The 16130-nt window shown below is 69.2% G+C and carries 9 protein-coding genes; 6 read left to right on the top strand and 3 right to left on the bottom strand.

Annotated features, from left to right (window positions below; genetic code table 11):
- From AC1D1G_RS29025 to AC1D1G_RS29000, 6 genes are all read left to right on the top strand, one after another.
- Positions 1 to 7029: amino acid adenylation domain-containing protein (locus tag AC1D1G_RS29025; protein WP_477954763.1), on the top strand; the 7029-nt coding region annotated here is incomplete at its 5' end.
- Positions 7030 to 7144: 115 nt separating this feature from the next.
- Complete coding sequence (locus AC1D1G_RS29020; RefSeq protein ID WP_280783141.1) at positions 7145 to 8365, top strand: lipase family protein; 1221 nt, start codon at positions 7145 to 7147, stop codon at positions 8363 to 8365.
- A gap of 118 nt (positions 8366 to 8483) precedes the next feature.
- On the top strand, positions 8484 to 9170 hold the full coding sequence (locus AC1D1G_RS29015; RefSeq protein WP_283352792.1) for an SDR family NAD(P)-dependent oxidoreductase: 687 nt from the start codon (positions 8484 to 8486) through the stop codon (positions 9168 to 9170).
- A gap of 60 nt (positions 9171 to 9230) precedes the next feature.
- Positions 9231 to 11588, top strand: a complete 2358-nt coding sequence (locus AC1D1G_RS29010; protein ID WP_477954761.1) for an ATP-binding protein — start codon at positions 9231 to 9233, stop codon at positions 11586 to 11588.
- Positions 11589 to 11863: 275 nt separating this feature from the next.
- Complete coding sequence (locus AC1D1G_RS29005; protein WP_105417507.1) at positions 11864 to 12253, top strand: Zn-ribbon domain-containing OB-fold protein; 390 nt, start codon at positions 11864 to 11866, stop codon at positions 12251 to 12253.
- A 5-nt stretch (positions 12254 to 12258) separates the two neighbouring features.
- Positions 12259 to 12579 (top strand): hypothetical protein, encoded by a 321-nt coding sequence (locus AC1D1G_RS29000; protein ID WP_280783144.1) that lies wholly within the window; start codon positions 12259 to 12261, stop codon positions 12577 to 12579.
- Between the two features lie 10 nt (positions 12580 to 12589).
- On the opposite strand, the gene AC1D1G_RS28995 is transcribed toward AC1D1G_RS29000, so the two are convergent.
- From AC1D1G_RS28995 to AC1D1G_RS28985, 3 genes are all read right to left on the bottom strand, one after another.
- A complete protein-coding gene (locus tag AC1D1G_RS28995) occupies positions 12590 to 14686 on the bottom strand; it encodes a xanthine dehydrogenase family protein molybdopterin-binding subunit (RefSeq protein ID WP_477954759.1) in 2097 nt (698 codons plus the stop codon).
- A complete protein-coding gene (locus AC1D1G_RS28990) occupies positions 14683 to 15675 on the bottom strand; it encodes an FAD binding domain-containing protein (protein ID WP_477954757.1) in 993 nt (330 codons plus the stop codon). Before AC1D1G_RS28990 ends, AC1D1G_RS28995 begins: the two co-directional genes overlap by 4 nt.
- Positions 15672 to 16130: 2Fe-2S iron-sulfur cluster-binding protein (locus tag AC1D1G_RS28985; RefSeq protein ID WP_477954756.1), on the bottom strand; the 459-nt coding region annotated here is incomplete at its 5' end. The genes AC1D1G_RS28985 and AC1D1G_RS28990, both read right to left, overlap by 4 nt.

Here is a 16130-nt window from a genome sequence, read left to right as displayed (position 1 = left end):
CTGCTGTTCCACGCCCAGTTCTCGGACGCCTCGGTCGACCCGTACCTGGTGCAGCTGGCGCTGAAACTGCGCGGAAACATCGACCCGGACCGGATCCGCCGGGCCGGACAGGCCCTGCTGGACCGGCACCCCAACCTGCGGGCCGCGTTCGTCCACGACAGCGCGGGCGCCTCCGCTCAGATCATCCAGCAGCACGTGGAACTGCCGTGGTCGGAGTTCGACCTCTCGGCACTCGACCCCGACGAGACCACCCGCGAATACGACCGGATCGTGGCACGGGACCGGTCGGTGAAGTTCGACATGGCGAACGCGCCGCTGCTGCGGCTGGCCCTCGTCCGGCTCACCGAGGAAGACTACCGGCTGATCCTGACCAACCACCACATCCTGCTCGACGGCTGGTCGACTCCGCTGGTCATCCGTGACCTGCTGACGCTGTACGCGTTGGACGCCGACGGCAGCCTGCTGCCCCGGGTCCACTCCTACCGCGACTACCTGTCGTGGATGAAGCGCCACGACACCACGGACTCCCTCGACGCCTGGCGCACCGCGCTCGACGGGGTCGAGGAGCCGACCCTCCTTGCCCCGCTGGAGCGGGGTGAGGCGCACTCCGTCGTCGCGGAGGAGACCGCCTTCACACTGTCGGTGGAGCAGACCACCCGGTTGCGGGACCTGAGCCGGGAACGCGGGCTCACCCTCAACACCGTCGTCCAGACGGCGTGGGGAATCGTGCTGGGCGGCTTGATCGGCCGCTCCGACGTGGTGTTCGGCGGTACGGTCTCGGGCCGGCCGCCGCAGATCGCGGGCATCGAATCGATGGTGGGTCTGTTCATCAACACCCTGCCGGTGCGGGTGACCCTCGACCCGTGGGAGTCGCTGGGCGAGCTGCTCGAACGTGTGCAGAGCGAACAGGCCGCACTGCTCGATCACCACTACCTGGGTCTGACCGACATCCAGTCGGCGGTCGGCGGCGGCGGTGCCTTCGACACGCTGACCGTGTTCGAGTCGTACCCGGTCGACGAGGCGGGGTTGACGGAACAGACCGACATCGCCGGGATGTTCGTCACCGGCATCGACGGCAAAGACTCCGCGCACTACCCGCTCGCCGTCGTCGCCTCCGGGGACGCGCGGCTGAACTTCAAGTTCGAGTACCTCCCCGAGGTCTTCGAGGAAAGCGCGGTCGACGAGATCGCGGACCGGCTGCAGCGGGTGCTCGACGCCCTCGCCGACCGACCCGAGATTCCGCTTGCCCACATGCAACTGCTCACCGAGGCCGAACTCGCCGAGTTCGCGCCGGTGCGCGGCCGTCCCGGGTTCTCCGTCCGGACGCTGCCGCAGATCTTCGAGGACGCGGCCGCCCTGGATCCGAACCGCACGGCGCTGACGTTCGAGGGCCGCAACGTGTCCTACCGGGAGCTCAACGAACGCTCCAACCAGCTCGCGCGGGTGCTCATCTCCCGCGGCGCCGGCCCGGAGACGTTCGTGGCGCTCGGCATTCCCCGATCGATCGAGTCGGTCCTCGCCGTGTGGGCGGTGGCCAAGACGGGTGCCGCATTCGTCCCCGTCGACCCGAACTACCCGATGGACCGCATCGAGCACATGCTCACCGATTCGGGTGCCACCATCGGATTGACCATGGCCGCGTACGAGAAGGCGCTGCCCGACTCGGTGCCGTGGCTGCAGCTCGACTCGCCCAAATTCGAAAAGGCCTGCCAGTCGAAACCGGCTCTGCCGGTGGCCGATTCGGATCGGCGGTCGCCGATAAGCCTCGACAACGCCGCCTACATCGTCTACACCTCCGGTTCGACGGGGAAGCCGAAGGGCGTCGTGGTCACCCACGAGGGCCTCGACAACTTCGCCGAGGACCAGCGGCAGCGTTTCGCCGCCGCGCAGACGTCCCGCACCCTGCACTTCTCGACGCCCAGCTTCGACGGGTCGGTGTTCGAGTACCTGCAGGCCTTCGGGGTCGGCGCCACGATGGTGATCGCCCCGCCGACGGTGTACGGCGGAGCGGAACTGGCCGAACTGATCAGGTCCGAACACGTCACCCACGCGTTCGTCACCACCGCGGCGCTGTCCACGGTCGACCCGACGGGGCTCGACGAATTCCAGCACGTCGTGTTCGGCGGCGAGGSGTGCCCGCCGGAACTGGTGACCCGCTGGGCGCCCGGCCGGCAACTGTCCAACGCGTACGGACCCACCGAGACCACGGTGATGGCGAACATCAGCGACCCGATGACGGTGGGCGACCCCATCACCCTCGGCGGCCCGATCCGCGGAGTCGGTGAGCTCGTGCTGGATTCACGTCTCCAGCCGGTGCCCGTCGGGGTGCCCGGCGAGCTGTACATCACCGGTGCCGGTCTCGCCCGCGGCTACCACCGGCGCCCGGAACTGAGCAGCCAGCGGTTCGTCGCCAACCCGTTCGGGGAGGCGGGGGAGCGGATGTACCGCACCGGCGACATCGTCCGGTGGCGCGCCGACCACACCGTCGAGTACGTGGGCCGCAGCGACTTCCAGGTGAAGATCCGCGGTTTCCGCATCGAACTCGGCGAGATCGACAACGAGATCGCCACGTTCCCCGGGGTCAGCTTCGCCGCGACCCTCGGTGTTCCCGGCCCGTCCGGTGACACGGTGCTGGTGACCTACCTGCTGCCCAACACGGCCGGCGGCGTCGATCCGGCCGAACTCACCGCGCACCTGTCGACCCGGCTCCCCGCGCACATGGTGCCGACGAGCGTCATGTTCCTGGACGAGATCCCGTTGACCCCGGTGGGCAAACTGGACCGGTCGGCGCTGCCCGCCCCCGAGTTCCACGTCACCACCACCGAGTTCCAGCCGCCGACCAACGACCTCGAACGCAAGATCGTGGACATCTTCGCCGATGTCCTCGGTGTCGAACGGATCGGTATCGACGACAACTTCTTCGATCTCGGCGGAAACTCGCTGGTCGCCACCCGTGTCACGGCGCGGTTGCGGGATGCCCTCGACACCGACATCGGTGTGCGTGCCCTGTTCGAGGCCCCCGACGTCCGGTCGCTGGCCGCACGCGTCGCCGACAGTGTGAGCGGCGGCGCCCGCCCGGCCCTCGCGCCGGTCGAACGGCCCGACCGGATTCCGCTGTCGCTGGCGCAGAAGCGGATGTGGTTCCTCAACCAATTCGACACGTCCTCACCGGCCTACAACATTCCGTTGGCCGTCCGGCTGACCGGAACCCTGGACGAGGACGCCCTGCGGCTGGCGATGGCCGACGTCCTCGAACGGCACGAGACGCTGCGCACCGTCTTCCCGACGGTCGACAACGAACCGACCCAGCGGATCCTGCCCGCCGCCGATGCGCAACCGGGCGTCGACACCGTCGCGGTGGCGGCGGAGGACTTGCCGCGGCACATCATGGATCTGGTGTCCCGTGGGTTCGACGTCAGCACCGACGTGCCGGTCCGCGCGGCCCTGTTCCGGATTGCGCCCGACCATCACGTGCTGACGATCGTGGTGCACCACATCAGCGCGGACGGATTCTCCCTGGCGCCGCTCGCCCGCGACGTCATGGTGGCGTACACGTCACGGCTCGGCGGCGACGGCCCGCAGTGGGATCCGCTGCACGTCCAGTACGCCGACTACACGCTGTGGCAGCATGCCGGACTCGGCTCGGAGAACGATCCCGAATCGATGATCAACCAGCAGTTGCGGTTCTGGTCGGAGACGCTGGCCGGGGTGCCGGACGTCATCCAGTTGCCGACCGACCGGCCGCGCCCGATCCAGCAGACGTTCGAGGGTGATCGGGTCGAGTTCGCGATCGACGCCGACCTCCATCAGCGGCTCACGGCACTGGCCCGGGCTAACAACGCCACCATGTTCATGGCCGTCCACGCCGCGCTGGCGGTTCTGCTGTCGAGGCTCGGCAGCACCGACGACGTCGTCATCGGCACCCCCGTCGCCGGGCGCGGTGAAGCCGCACTCGACGACATGGTCGGCATGTTCGTCAACACCCTGGTCCTGCGGAACCGGATCGACCCGGCGTCGACGTTCACCGAACTGGTGCAGCGGATCCGGGAAACGGACCTGGCCGCGTTCCAGCACTCGGATCTGCCGTTCGAGCGCCTCGTCGAGGAGCTCAACCCGACCCGGTCCACGTCGTACTCGCCCCTGTTCCAGGTGGCCCTCGAGTTCCAGAACAACGAGAACCCGACGCTGGAACTGCCGGATCTGCGGGTCGAGAACGTGGACCTCGAAACCAAGGTGGTGAAGGAAGACCTCGAGGTGATCCTCGCCGAGCAGTTCGATCAGGACGGCGCGCCAGCGGGTGTCGCCGGCGGACTCGACTTCGCCGTCTCCCTGTTCGACCGCGGGACCGCACGCTCGATCGCGGACCGGTTCGTCCGGATCCTCGCGGCCGTCACCGCCGACCCGGACCGGCCGATCGGCACCCTCCCGCTGCTCGACGAGGCGGAGATCGAGGAGATGGTCCCGGCGCGCGGCAAGCCCGACGTGCGCCCCGAGGTGTGGCCCGACCTGCTCACGGCCGCCGCGGCACTCGACCCCGATTCGGTGGCGTTGTCCTTCGAGGACCGGCAGGTCACCTACCGCGAACTCGACGAATGGTCCAACCGGCTGGCGCGGGTGCTGTGCGCCCAGGGAGTCGGGCCGGAGACGTTCGTGGCCATCGGAATGCCGCGATCGATCGAGGAAGTCGTGTCGATCTGGTCGGTCGCGAAGTCGGGTGCGGCGTTCGTGCCCGTCGACCCGACTTACCCGCGGGACCGCATCGACTACATGCTGACCGACTGCCGGGCGTCCGTCGGCCTGACCGTCGCCGGCCGTCGCGACAACCTGCCGGACACCGTGTCGTGGCTGGTGCTCGACGACGAGTCCTTCGCCGAGCAGGTCGCGGCCGTCTCCTCGGCGCCGGTCACCGACGCCGACCGCACACGCCCGCTCCATCTGGCCCACCCGGCGTACCTGATCTACACGTCGGGATCGACCGGTAAGCCGAAGGGTGTCATCGTCACTCACCGCGGCATGGCCAACCTCACCGCGGAGGAGCACGAACGGTTCCAGGTCACGCACGAGTCCCGGGTCTCGCATCTGGCGTCCCCGAGCTTCGACGCGTCGATCTTCGAGCTGATGATGGCGTTCGGCGCGTCGGCCCGGGTCGTGATCGTGCCGCCCACCGTCTTCGGTGGCACGGAGCTGGCGGACTTGTTCCGGCGCAACGCGGTGACACACGCGTTCATCACGCCCACCGCGCTGTCGTCCATCGAGGACGTGGGACTCGAATCGCTCCGTGTCCTCGCGGTGGCCGGTGAGGCCTGCCCGCCGGAGCTGGTGGAGATCTGGGGTAAGMACCGCAACATGCACAACGGCTACGGGCCCACGGAGACGACCATCCAGGCGAGCGTCAGCGCCCCGATGCGTCCGGGTGGCGTCGTGAACATCGGCGCCCCCGCGCTGGGATTCGGTTCGCTGGTCCTCGACGAGCGCCTGCAGCCGGTCCCGGTCGGTGTGCCCGGCGAGCTCTACATCACCGGCCCCGGACTGGCACGCGGGTACCACAACCGGTCGGCGCTGACGTCGGAGCGGTTCGTCGCCTGCCCGTTCGGCGAGCCCGGTCGCCGGATGTACCGCACCGGCGACGTGGTGCGCTGGCGCGGCGACCACACCATCGAGTACATCGGCCGCACCGACTTCCAGGTGAAGGTCCGCGGCTTCCGCATCGAACTCGGTGAGATCGACGCYGTCCTCGCCCGCCACCCCGCGGTCGCGTTCGCGGCCACCATCGGTCACACCGGACCGTCCGGCGACACGCTCCTCGCGTCGTACGTGCGGGCGGCCGAGGGACACGATCTCGAGCCGGCGGAGTTGCGTACCCACGCAGCCGACCGCCTGCCCGCGCACATGGTCCCGTCCGCGGTGGTCGTCCTCGATCAGATCCCGATGACCCCGGTCGGCAAACTCGACCGCAAGGCGCTGCCCGCACCCGAGTTCGGCACCACCGGCGCGGCCTTCCGGGCCCCGACGACGGCGACCGAGCACATCATCGTCGAGGCGTTCGCCGAGGTGCTGGGCGTGGACCGGGTCGGCACCGCCGACAGCTTCTTCGACCTCGGCGGCAACTCGATCGTCGCCACCCGGGTGATCACGGTGCTGCAGGAACGCCTCGGACGGCAGATCCCGTTGCAATCCATGTTCCTGGACCCGACCCCCGCCGGTCTCGCACTGCGCGTCGACACCGAGAACGCGGCCGGGTCGCCGGTCGACGAGGCGCTCGGCGTGGTCATCCCGCTGCGGCCGACAGGGGACAAGCCGCCCCTGTTCTGCATCCATCCCGGGATCGGGCTGTCGTGGGGTTACGCGGGTCTCCTGCAGCACCTCTCGCAGGACCGGCCGGCGTTCGGCCTGCAGTTGCCGATCATCAGCGGTGGCCCGAGCTTCGAGTCGATCGAGCAGCTGGCGCACCAGTACGTGCTGGAGATGCGCAAGGTCCAGGCGCACGGGCCCTACCACCTGCTGGGCTGGTCGCTCGGCGGCGTCATCGCCCACGCGATGGCCGTCGAACTGCGGCGGGAAGGGGAGGCGGTCGACACGCTGGCCGTCATGGACAGCTACGTGACCGACGGGACCGACCAGGGCCCGGAGAGCCTCACCGTGTCCGAGTTGCTCCACGGCCTCGGGCTGGACCTCGAGTCCGTCTCCGAGGAGGAACTCACCTACGAGCGGGCAGTCGAGTTGCTGGACGACGCGTTCGGGCAGAAGACGGGACTGACCCCGAAGCACCTGGAGCGGATCAGCGCCGGATTCACGAACTCCTCGCGGATCATGAACAACTTCCGCCCGCAGGTGTTCGACGGGGATCTGCTGTTCTTCACGGCCGCCGGATCGGCGTCGACGGAACAGCATTCGCCGGACGAGTGGCGGAGTTCCGTCACCGGAGGCATCCGGGAAGTGAAGATCGAGTGCGAGCACAATCAGATGATCGAACCCGAGGTCCTGGCCGTGGTGGGGCCGGTCCTCGAGGATTATCTGAGCGCGCATTGACCCGATTTCGTTGCGTCGGGCCCGCCCTCCATTGCAGTGGCGTAACGGGCGGGCCCGAATACCGATATCTCCTGCGAACTCGGTAACAATCGATCTACGCAAACTAGGAGGCGGCATGAAGCGCTCACGTATCTCGAGCCTCACCGCGGGTGCACTGTGTGCCGCATTCGTCGCCTGCGCCACCGTCGCGAACGTCGGAGTCGCGGCTGCTGTGCCGATCTATCCCGCATCCGACCCCGATCCCTTCTACCTGCAGCCGCAGGGTCTGGCGGATACGGCGGTCGGCGAGCCGCTCGTGGTCCGGCCGATGCCGCCGTTGCTCGCCTTCCCCGACACCGACGTCTGGCAGGTGAAGTACCGCACCACCAACTCGGAGGACCACCCGATCTCGTCGGTCACCACCGTGCTGGTTCCCCGCACCCGGGCGGTGAACGGGCCGCTGCTGTCGTATCAGCACATCATCAACGCGCTCGGACCGCGGTGCGCGCCGTCGCGGACCCTGTATTCGAACGATCCCGACCTCCAGATCAAGGAGGCGCCGGCACTGAACCTCGCACTGCAACGCGGCTGGACGGTCGCGCTTCCCGACCACCTCGGCCCGAACAGTGCGTACGGTGCCGCACGACTCGGCGGAACCATTACCCTGGACGGCATCCGCGCGGTTCAGCGGGTGCCCGAACTCGCCGTGGCGGAGAGCCCGGTCGCGCTGGCCGGGTACTCCGGTGGCGGCATGGCGTCGGCGTGGGCTGCGGCGCTCGCCCCCACGTACGCGCCGGAACTGAACATCGTCGGTGTCGCCGAGGGCGGTGTGCCCATGAACATCGGCAAGATGGCCAACGGCCTCGGCATGCAACCGCACCCGGCGTTCGGCCTCGCGATGGCGGCGGCACTCGGACTCGAGCGTGAGTACCCGGACCGCCTTCCGATCAGCGAGCAACTCAACGATCGCGGCCTGGCGATGCGCGACGAGATGGTCAACGCGTGCACCAACGGCATCCTCGCGGCAGGCGCAGGGCGCAGCGCGACGGAGGTCGCCAGGACCACCGACCTCATGAGCAGCCCGCAGGCCTGGGAGGTGCTGAACGAGAACAGTGTCGAGCTGTATCCGGGGGTTCCGACCGCGCCGATCTTCGAATGGCACAGCCCGACAGACGTACTCATTCCGGTCGACTCGATCGAGGCGACCGTCGCGCGATACTGCGCCGCCGGCGTCACGGTGCAGTCCGATCTGTTCCCGAGTCCCGACCACCTGACCACCGCCGTGCTGGGCCTTCCGACCGCCCTGGACTACCTCGATGCCCGGTTCCGCGGCGATCCGGCGCCGTCCAACTGCTGACGGTGGGCGTCGATCCGCGACGGGTCGCGTGTGCGGCTCGTCGTCGGATTATGTTCTGCCCGTACGCAGTCCGAAAGTTGAGCGTTTGAGCAGATCTGCCAGGGGGTATTCCGAATCCATGCACCCCAGCACACGCACCGCAGTCGTGACGGGATCGGACTCGCCGATGGGCCGAGCGGTCGCACTGGCGCTCGCGGACGACGGGTTCCACATCGGCCTCGCCTACGCCGCAGACCGGGACAGCGCCGAAGCCACCGCCGCCGACGTCCGGTCCAGATCGGTGAATGCGGCCGTGCAGCGCATGGACCTGGCCGACCTGCCCGACTCCGCGGCCGCCGTCGACGAGTTCGCCCGTGAGCTGGGCGGGATCGGCGTTCTCGTCAGCTGCCCCGGCAGTACGGCCGTCGAGTGCATGCAGCGCGCCGTCCGTTACATGATCGCAAGTGGCGGGGGCGGCCGGATCGTCAACATCGTCCCGTCGTCGTCCGGTCTCGGCGGACTCACCGGTCTGCTCGCCGCCGAATTGGCGCGATACTCGATCACGGTCAATTCGGTCGTGGTGCCCGCGGTCGAACCGGACTTCGCGTCGCCCGGCCCCGACGACCGGGAAGTCGCCGCCGTCGCGTCGTACCTGACCGCGCCGGGCGCAATGTTCGTCACCGGGGCCGCCTACGTGGTCGACGGCACCCGGATCGCCATGATCCCGCACAGCCTGACCGAGGCCGGCACGCGGCGGCCTGCCCGCCGCGCCAACCGCATCCGGTCCTACACCGGCCGCTGGGCGCCCACCCGCTGGACGCGGTGACCCGAAACTCGCGGACCCGCAGCCGAAAGCGTCGTTGCCGCCGCGCACCGGGAGTACCGTGTGCGCAGGGGGCTGCGAGTCGAGAGTGACGGTGTGATGCCGGCGGCAGTGAAGGGCACAGTGGGAAATCTGCCCCACGAACTGACGAGTTTCGTCGGCCGTCGCCGTGAGGTGACCGAGGCGCGACGTCTGCTGTCCGTGTCACGACTGGTGACGCTCGCCGGGATCGGCGGGGTCGGGAAAACCCGGCTGGCGTTGCGGGTGGCTGCCGATGCGAGTCGCGCATTCGAGGACGGCGTGTGGCTGGTCGAACTGGGAGAGCTGGACGACGACACGACACTCGTCGACGCCGTGTCGGCGGCACTGCGACTGCGCGAGCAGCGCTCCGGGAACCCGGAGGTGCTGCTGACCGAGTACCTCGCCACCCGGCAACTGCTGCTGGTGCTCGACAACTGCGAGCACGTGGTCGCCGCGGCCGCCGCGTTGTCGGAGACGTTGTTGCGGAGCTGCCCGGAGTTGCGGATCCTCGCGACGAGCCGCGAACCGCTGGCCATCGGCGGCGAGGCGGTACTGCGGGTGCCGCCGTTGACGGTGCCCGAACCCGAACGCTCGTCACTGCAGGGCCTGCCGCAGTACGAGGCGGTGACGTTGTTCGTCGAGCGGGCGGCCACGGCGGTGCCGGAGTTCGAACTCACCGAGGACAACCATGTGGCGGTGGCCCGGATCTGCCGCCAGCTGGACGGGTTGCCGTTGGCGATCGAGCTGGCGGCGGTGCGGCTGCGGGTGATGTCGGCGGAACAGATCCTGCAGCGACTGACCGACCGCTACCGGTTGCTGACGGTCGGATCGCGGGGCGCGYCGAGCCGGCAGCAGACCCTGCGGCTGTGCGTCGACTGGAGCCACGAGCTGTGCACCGAGGAGGAACGCGAGCTGTGGGCGAGACTGTCGGTGTTCGCCGGCGGCTTCGAACTGGACGCCGTGGAGGGAATCTGCGCCGGGGACCTGCCGGTGGAGAACGTCCTCGACGTGGTGGCGTCGTTGATAGACAAGTCGATCCTGATCCGCGAGGAGTCGGGGCCGGCGGTGCGATACCACCTGCTCGAGACGGTGCGCGACTACGGCCGCGAGAAATTGCAGGAGACCGGGGAGTACGTGTCGCTGCGGCGGCGGCACCGCGACTGGTACGAGCAGTTGGTGGTGCAGTGCGAGGCCGAGTGGATCGGTCCCCGGCAGGCGATGTGGATCGGCCGGCTCGACGCGGAGACCCTGAACGTGCGGGCGGCTCTCCATTTCTGCCTGACCGAGCCGGGGGAGGCCGAGACGGGGCTGCGGATCGCCGCCGCACTGTACCCGTACTGGCGCGCCCGCGGACTGCTCCGTGAGGGTCGCCGCTGGCTCGGACAGCTGCTGGGACGGCACCCGGGTGGCGCGAGCCGGGAACGGATCGAGGCGCTGTACGTCGACAGTGTGCTCGCGGGCATGCACGGCGACCGCGAGGCCGCGAAAGCGCTGGTCGACGAGGGGGTCGTCCTCGCCGAGCGGAACGGTGACATGCTGATGCGTGCCCTGGTGGTCCACGCCGCCGGGTGCTGCGCCATGTTCGCCGGGGACCTCCCCCGCGCACGGGCCTGCTTCGAGGAGGCACTCGCCGAGTTCCGCGACAAGGGCAACCTGCTCCAACTGACGTGGGGACTGCTCGGGGTGGCACTGGTCAGCGGCATGCAGGGCGACGGGGCGGTGGCGAAGATGTGCGGATCCGAGATCTTCGCGCTCACCGAGGCGCACGGCGAGTCCGTGTACCGGGGCTGGTCGCTGTGGGCGGCGGGAATGGCGGCGTGGCAGCGCGGACACCTCGCCCTCGCCGACGACTACGTGAAGCAGGGGCTGCGGCTGTCCCACCTGGTCGACGACCGGATCAGCGCGTGCGGGGCACTCGAGGTGCTCGCCTGGGTCGCCGTCGGCTCCGGCCGGGCCCAGCAGGCCGCCGAGCTGATGGGCGCCGCGGAGGCCGTCGCGCAGACCGTGGGCAACCCGAGCACCGTCTACCCGAACCTGCTCGTCCACCACGCCGAATGCGAGCAGCAGGCACGCGCTGTGATCGGGGACCGCGCATTCGACGCCGCCTTCGACCACGGCATGCACACGTCGTTCGACGATGCGGTCGCCTATGCGCTCGACGAGCAGCGACCGGAGGCGGTGTCGGCGTCGAACGGGGCGACGCACCTGACCCGACGAGAATGGCAGGTCGCGGAACTGGTCGCCGACGGGCTCACCAACAAGGCGATCGCCGCCCGGTTGGTGATCTCGCAGCGCACGGCGCAGGGGCATGTCGAGCACATTCTCGCGAAACTGGGTTTTAACTCGCGCACCCAGATCGCGGCGTGGATCGTCGAACACGCACAGGACCCGCACCCCTGACCGGGCACCCGCACGGGACGAAATAGGTATGTCCCCGGGTCGTTCAGCCGCTGTACTTCGCCGCCGCGGACGGGATGCTCGTACGCGTCCCCCCAATCCGGCTCGAGACCGAGGCCCCCGATGTCCACTGATCCCCGAACGCACCGAAAGCCCGACCCCCAACTTCCACGGCCCCCGATCCTCCGTCGGGCGCACACCGACCGGTGTCTTGTGTGGATCGGGGGAAGCCGAATGGCAGACGACGTGGTGGGGCAGGAATTCACGGGGGTGACGGCGTGACCACGGACGGCATGACCCGCTGGCAGGGTCTTGCCCAGAAATGCGAACTGATGATCCAGCGCTGCCTCAACTGCACGACCCTGCTCGCGCCGTTGATGGCCACCTGCTCCGCGTGTCAGGGTTCGAACCTCGAGCGGGTCCCGTCGTGCGGCGTCGGATCGATCGTGTCCTCGAAGGTGGTCCACCGCGAGGTGAACGAGACCAACCGTGGCCTCGTCCCGTGCACGATCGCGATCGTCGAACTCGACGAGGGACCATGGGTGTACACCTGGATCGACGGCGACGTCCCGGCACCGTCCGACTGTCCGGTTCGCGTCGAGTTCCGTCCCGCGTCGACGGCGGAACAGTTGCCGGTGTTCGCGGTCCGCTCCGCCGGTCAGCGGTGAGCGGCATGACGACACAGATCACAGAGGAACCGGAGGAAGCGTTCGGCACCGATTGGCTGCGCCTGGCGCTTCGCCGATGCGATCTGCTCGCGCAGATGCACTCGGTGAGCTCGGATGCCCGGTGGATGATCAGCTTCGCGATCCAGTGGGCACCGTTCGGTGGTGCCAGCGCGGCGGAACTGCTGGAGCGATTCGGTGTCAGCCGCCGACGCTTCATGGAACTCGTGCTCGAGGGACTCGCACCGAAGTCCACCGATGTCCAGAAGATCCGTGCGATGAAAAGTCACCTGCGCACCTCCCTCGCGCAGGCGTGGGGCGTGCAGTAGCACCGGTCGATCACCCGGGCAGCAGGTCGTCCAGGTGGATCGGCACCTTCCGAACCCGCACCCCGGTGGCGTGACGAACAGCGTTCGCCACCGCGGCCGCTGCCCCGACGATGCCGATCTCACCGGCGCCCTTCGATCCCATCGGATTGGCGTGCTCGTCGACGTCGTCGAGGCACACCGCGTCGAGGTACCTGATGTCGGCGTGCGTGCTGACGTGATAGGAGGCAAGGTCCTGGGTCACGACGTGACCGAACCGGGGGTCGTTCACACTGCTCTCGTGCAGCGCCATCGAGATCCCCATCGTCATCCCGCCGAGGAGTTGCGACCGAACCGTGCGGCTGTTGATCACCCGGCCGATCGCGAACACCCCGAGCATGCGTTCGACGCGGATCTCGCAGGTGTCCCGGTGGACGTGCGCCTCCACGAAGTGGGCACCGAACGAGTGGAGCGCGAACTTGTCGGCGTCGGGGTTGTCGGGCGTCCCCGCACTCGTCGCCGCGCCCGGGGCGGGTGACGTGCCGTGCTGGTCCCGGAACGCCCGGGCCGCCGCGACGATCGCACTGCCCCAGGAACTGGTACCCGTGGAGCCGCCTGCGACGGTCGCCGACGGAAGATTCGTGTCGCCGATCTGCAGGACGATCGCGTCGAGGGGACAGCCCAGCGCGTCGGCGGCGATCTGCGTGAGCGCGGTCCATGCGCCGGTGCCGATGTCGACCGACCCGATCTGCACGGTGTACGTGCCGTCGGATTCGTACACGATCCGGGCAACCGATCCCGGTGACGTGTTGGCGGGATACGTTGCGGACGCGACGCCCATCCCCACCTGCCACTCGGAGTCCGACCGGGCCCGCGCCGTCGCGTCGCGGTCCGCCCACCCGAAACGCCGGGCGCCCTCCCGCAGGCAGTCGGTGAGTCGCCGACCCGACCAGGGGCGGCCGGTACTCGGGTCGACGTCGGGTTCGTTGCGGATCCGCAGTTCGATCGGGTCGAGTCCGCAGGCCTCGGCCAGTTCGTCCATCGCCACCTCGGCCGCGAACATGCCCGGGGTCTCGCCGGGCGCACGCATCCAGGAGGGGGCGGGCACGTCGAGGGACGCGAGACGGTGGGTGGTGTACCGGGTGCCCGCGGAGTACATCAGCCGCGACGGGACTGCCGCCTGTTCGGCGAATTCCTTGATCTTCGCGGACTGCACGATCGCCTCGTGGGAGAGCGCGGTCAGCCGTCCGTCCGCATCCGCCCCGAGCCGGATGTGCTGCACCGTCGGGGTGCGATACGCGGAGAGGGCGAACATCTGCTGCCGGGTGAGCGCGAACTTCACCGGCCGGCCGTCCACCCGCTGCGCCGCCAGCACCACGAGTACGTCGTGCGCGTGCGGCAGTCCCTTGGAGCCGAAGCCGCCGCCGACGTACGGGGCGATCACCCGCATCTGCTCGACTTCGAGTCCGAACAGCGGTGCCAGCGTCTGCCGCACGGAGTGGACGCCCTGCGTCGAATCGTGCAGCGTCAGAACCGGTCCGCTGCCGCCCGGGGTCCATCGGGCGATGGCGGCGTGCGGTTCCATCGGATTGTTGTGTTCCATCGCGGTGGAGTACACCTGATCGACCGTGACCGCGGCGGCGGCGAGTGCCGCGTCGACGTCGCCGTCCTCGGTGTCAGTTGGGAACCCCGCGTTCACGTCTTCGGGGGCGTACAGGTCGTCCCGGCCGGAATGGAAGTCGGTGTCGTGGGATTCCACGTCGTAGTCGACACGCACGAGGCTCGCGCCGTGCCGGGCGACCTCCGGTGTCTCCGCGACCACCGCACCCACGAATTGGCCGCGGAAGTGGACGTCGGGGTCCTGCAGGATCGCGAGTTCCCCGTCCGAGGTGTCTGCGAGGCGAGGCGCATCGAACACCGTCAGGACCGCGAGCACCCCGTCCAGGGCTTCCGCGTCGGCCGTGTGCATCGCCGTGACCCGGCCGCGTCCGATCGTCGACAGGATCGGATGCAGATACGTCGGCTCCTCCACCGGGTACTCGAACGCGTACAACGCCGTGCCGGTCACCTTGTCGTGGGCGTCCAGCCGTTCGGCGGAGGTCCCGATCACCTTCGGATCGACGAGGGTCATCGGCGCGCCTCCTCGGCGAGTGAACGAAGTACCGACGCGAGCACCCGGCGGGTCAGCGCGACCTTGAATTCGTTTCCCGGAAGCGGTTGTGCCGCGGCGAGTTCCGCTGCGGCGGCCTCGGCGTACGTGGCCTCCGTGGGCGGCGACCCGACGAGGACCTCCTCGGCGAGCGTGGCACGCCAGGGTCGGTGCGCGACCCCGCCGAGCGCGACCCGCGCCGACGTGATCGACGTGTCCCCGATCGTCAGCTCGGCGGCCACCGACACCACCGCGAACGCGAACGAGGCACGGTCACGCACCTTCCGGTACGCGGACCGGTTCCCGGCAGGCGCCGGGGGCAGCTCCACGGCCGTCACGAGATCACCGTGCGCGAGGACCGTGTCTCGGTCGGGCCGGTCCCCGGGAAGCCGGTAGAACTCGCTCAGCGGGATTCGCCGGTCACCGTCGGCACTGCGCACCACCACGACACCGTCGAGCGCCGTCATCGCGACGGCCATGTCGGACGGGTGCACCGCGACGCAGTGCTCCGACGCGCCGAGAATGGCGTGGTAGCGGACGTAACCGCCGATCGCGGAACACCCGGTGCCGGGCTCCCGCTTGTTGCAGGGCGTGGTGACGTCCTGGAAGTACACGCAGCGAGTCCGCTGAAGCAGATTTCCCGCCGTGGTCGCGACGTTGCGCAGCTGGCCCGACGCACCGGAGAGGAGTGCGCGCGACAGCATCGGGTAACGGGCGCGGACGACGTCGTGCGCGGCGAGATCGCTGTTGCGGACGGCCGCCCCGATCCGGAGCCCGCCGTCCGGAAGTTCGGCGACGTCGTCGAGGGGAAGACGGCTCACATCGACGAGGAGATGCGGGTGCGCCACCCCGAGCTTCATGTGGTCGACGAGGTTGGTGCCGCCGGCGAGGAACGACGCCCGCGGGTCACCCGTGACCGTGGCGACGGCACTGTCGACGTCGGTGGCCCGCTCGTAATCGAAGGGAATCACGCCTCCGCCGCCTGCCTGATCGCCGCGAGGATGTTCGGGTACGCGCCGCACCGGCAGAGGTTTCCGTTCATCCGCTCCCGTATCTCGTCGTCGGTGAGTTCGGGCGGAGCGGTCAGGTTCTCGGTGACGGCGCTCGGGTGCAGGGCCAGGAACTCGTCGAACATCCCGATCGCCGAACAGATCTGACCGGGCGTGCAATAACCACACTGCAGTCCGTCCTGCTCGACGAACGCCTGCTGAACGGAATGCAGCACCTCTCCGTCGGCCAGTCCGTGCGCGGTGACGACGCGGTCCCCGTCGTGGGCGATCGCGAACGTGAGGCAGGGCGTGACCCGTCTGCCGTCGAGGAGGACGGTGCACGAGCCGCACTGGCCGTGGTCGCAGCCCTTCTTGGGCGCGGTCACCCCGAGGTGATCGCGAAGCGCGTCGAGCAGCGTCGTGCGGGTGTCGACTTC

The sequence above is a fragment of the Rhodococcus sp. P3_B8 genome, from assembly GCF_056402775.1.
Note: the sequence above shows the minus strand (reverse complement) of the source record. Positions and strands in the feature narration are given on the sequence as shown.

Coding starts and splice junctions, on each gene's coding strand:
- AC1D1G_RS29020 (WP_280783141.1), top strand. CDS start 7,145: ATGAAGCGCTCACGTATCTCGAGCCTCACCGCGGGTGCACTGTGTGCC.
- AC1D1G_RS29015 (WP_283352792.1), top strand. CDS start 8,484: ATGCACCCCAGCACACGCACCGCAGTCGTGACGGGATCGGACTCGCCG.
- AC1D1G_RS29000 (WP_280783144.1), top strand. CDS start 12,259: ATGACGACACAGATCACAGAGGAACCGGAGGAAGCGTTCGGCACCGAT.
- AC1D1G_RS28995 (WP_477954759.1), bottom strand. CDS start 14,686: ATGACCCTCGTCGATCCGAAGGTGATCGGGACCTCCGCCGAACGGCTG.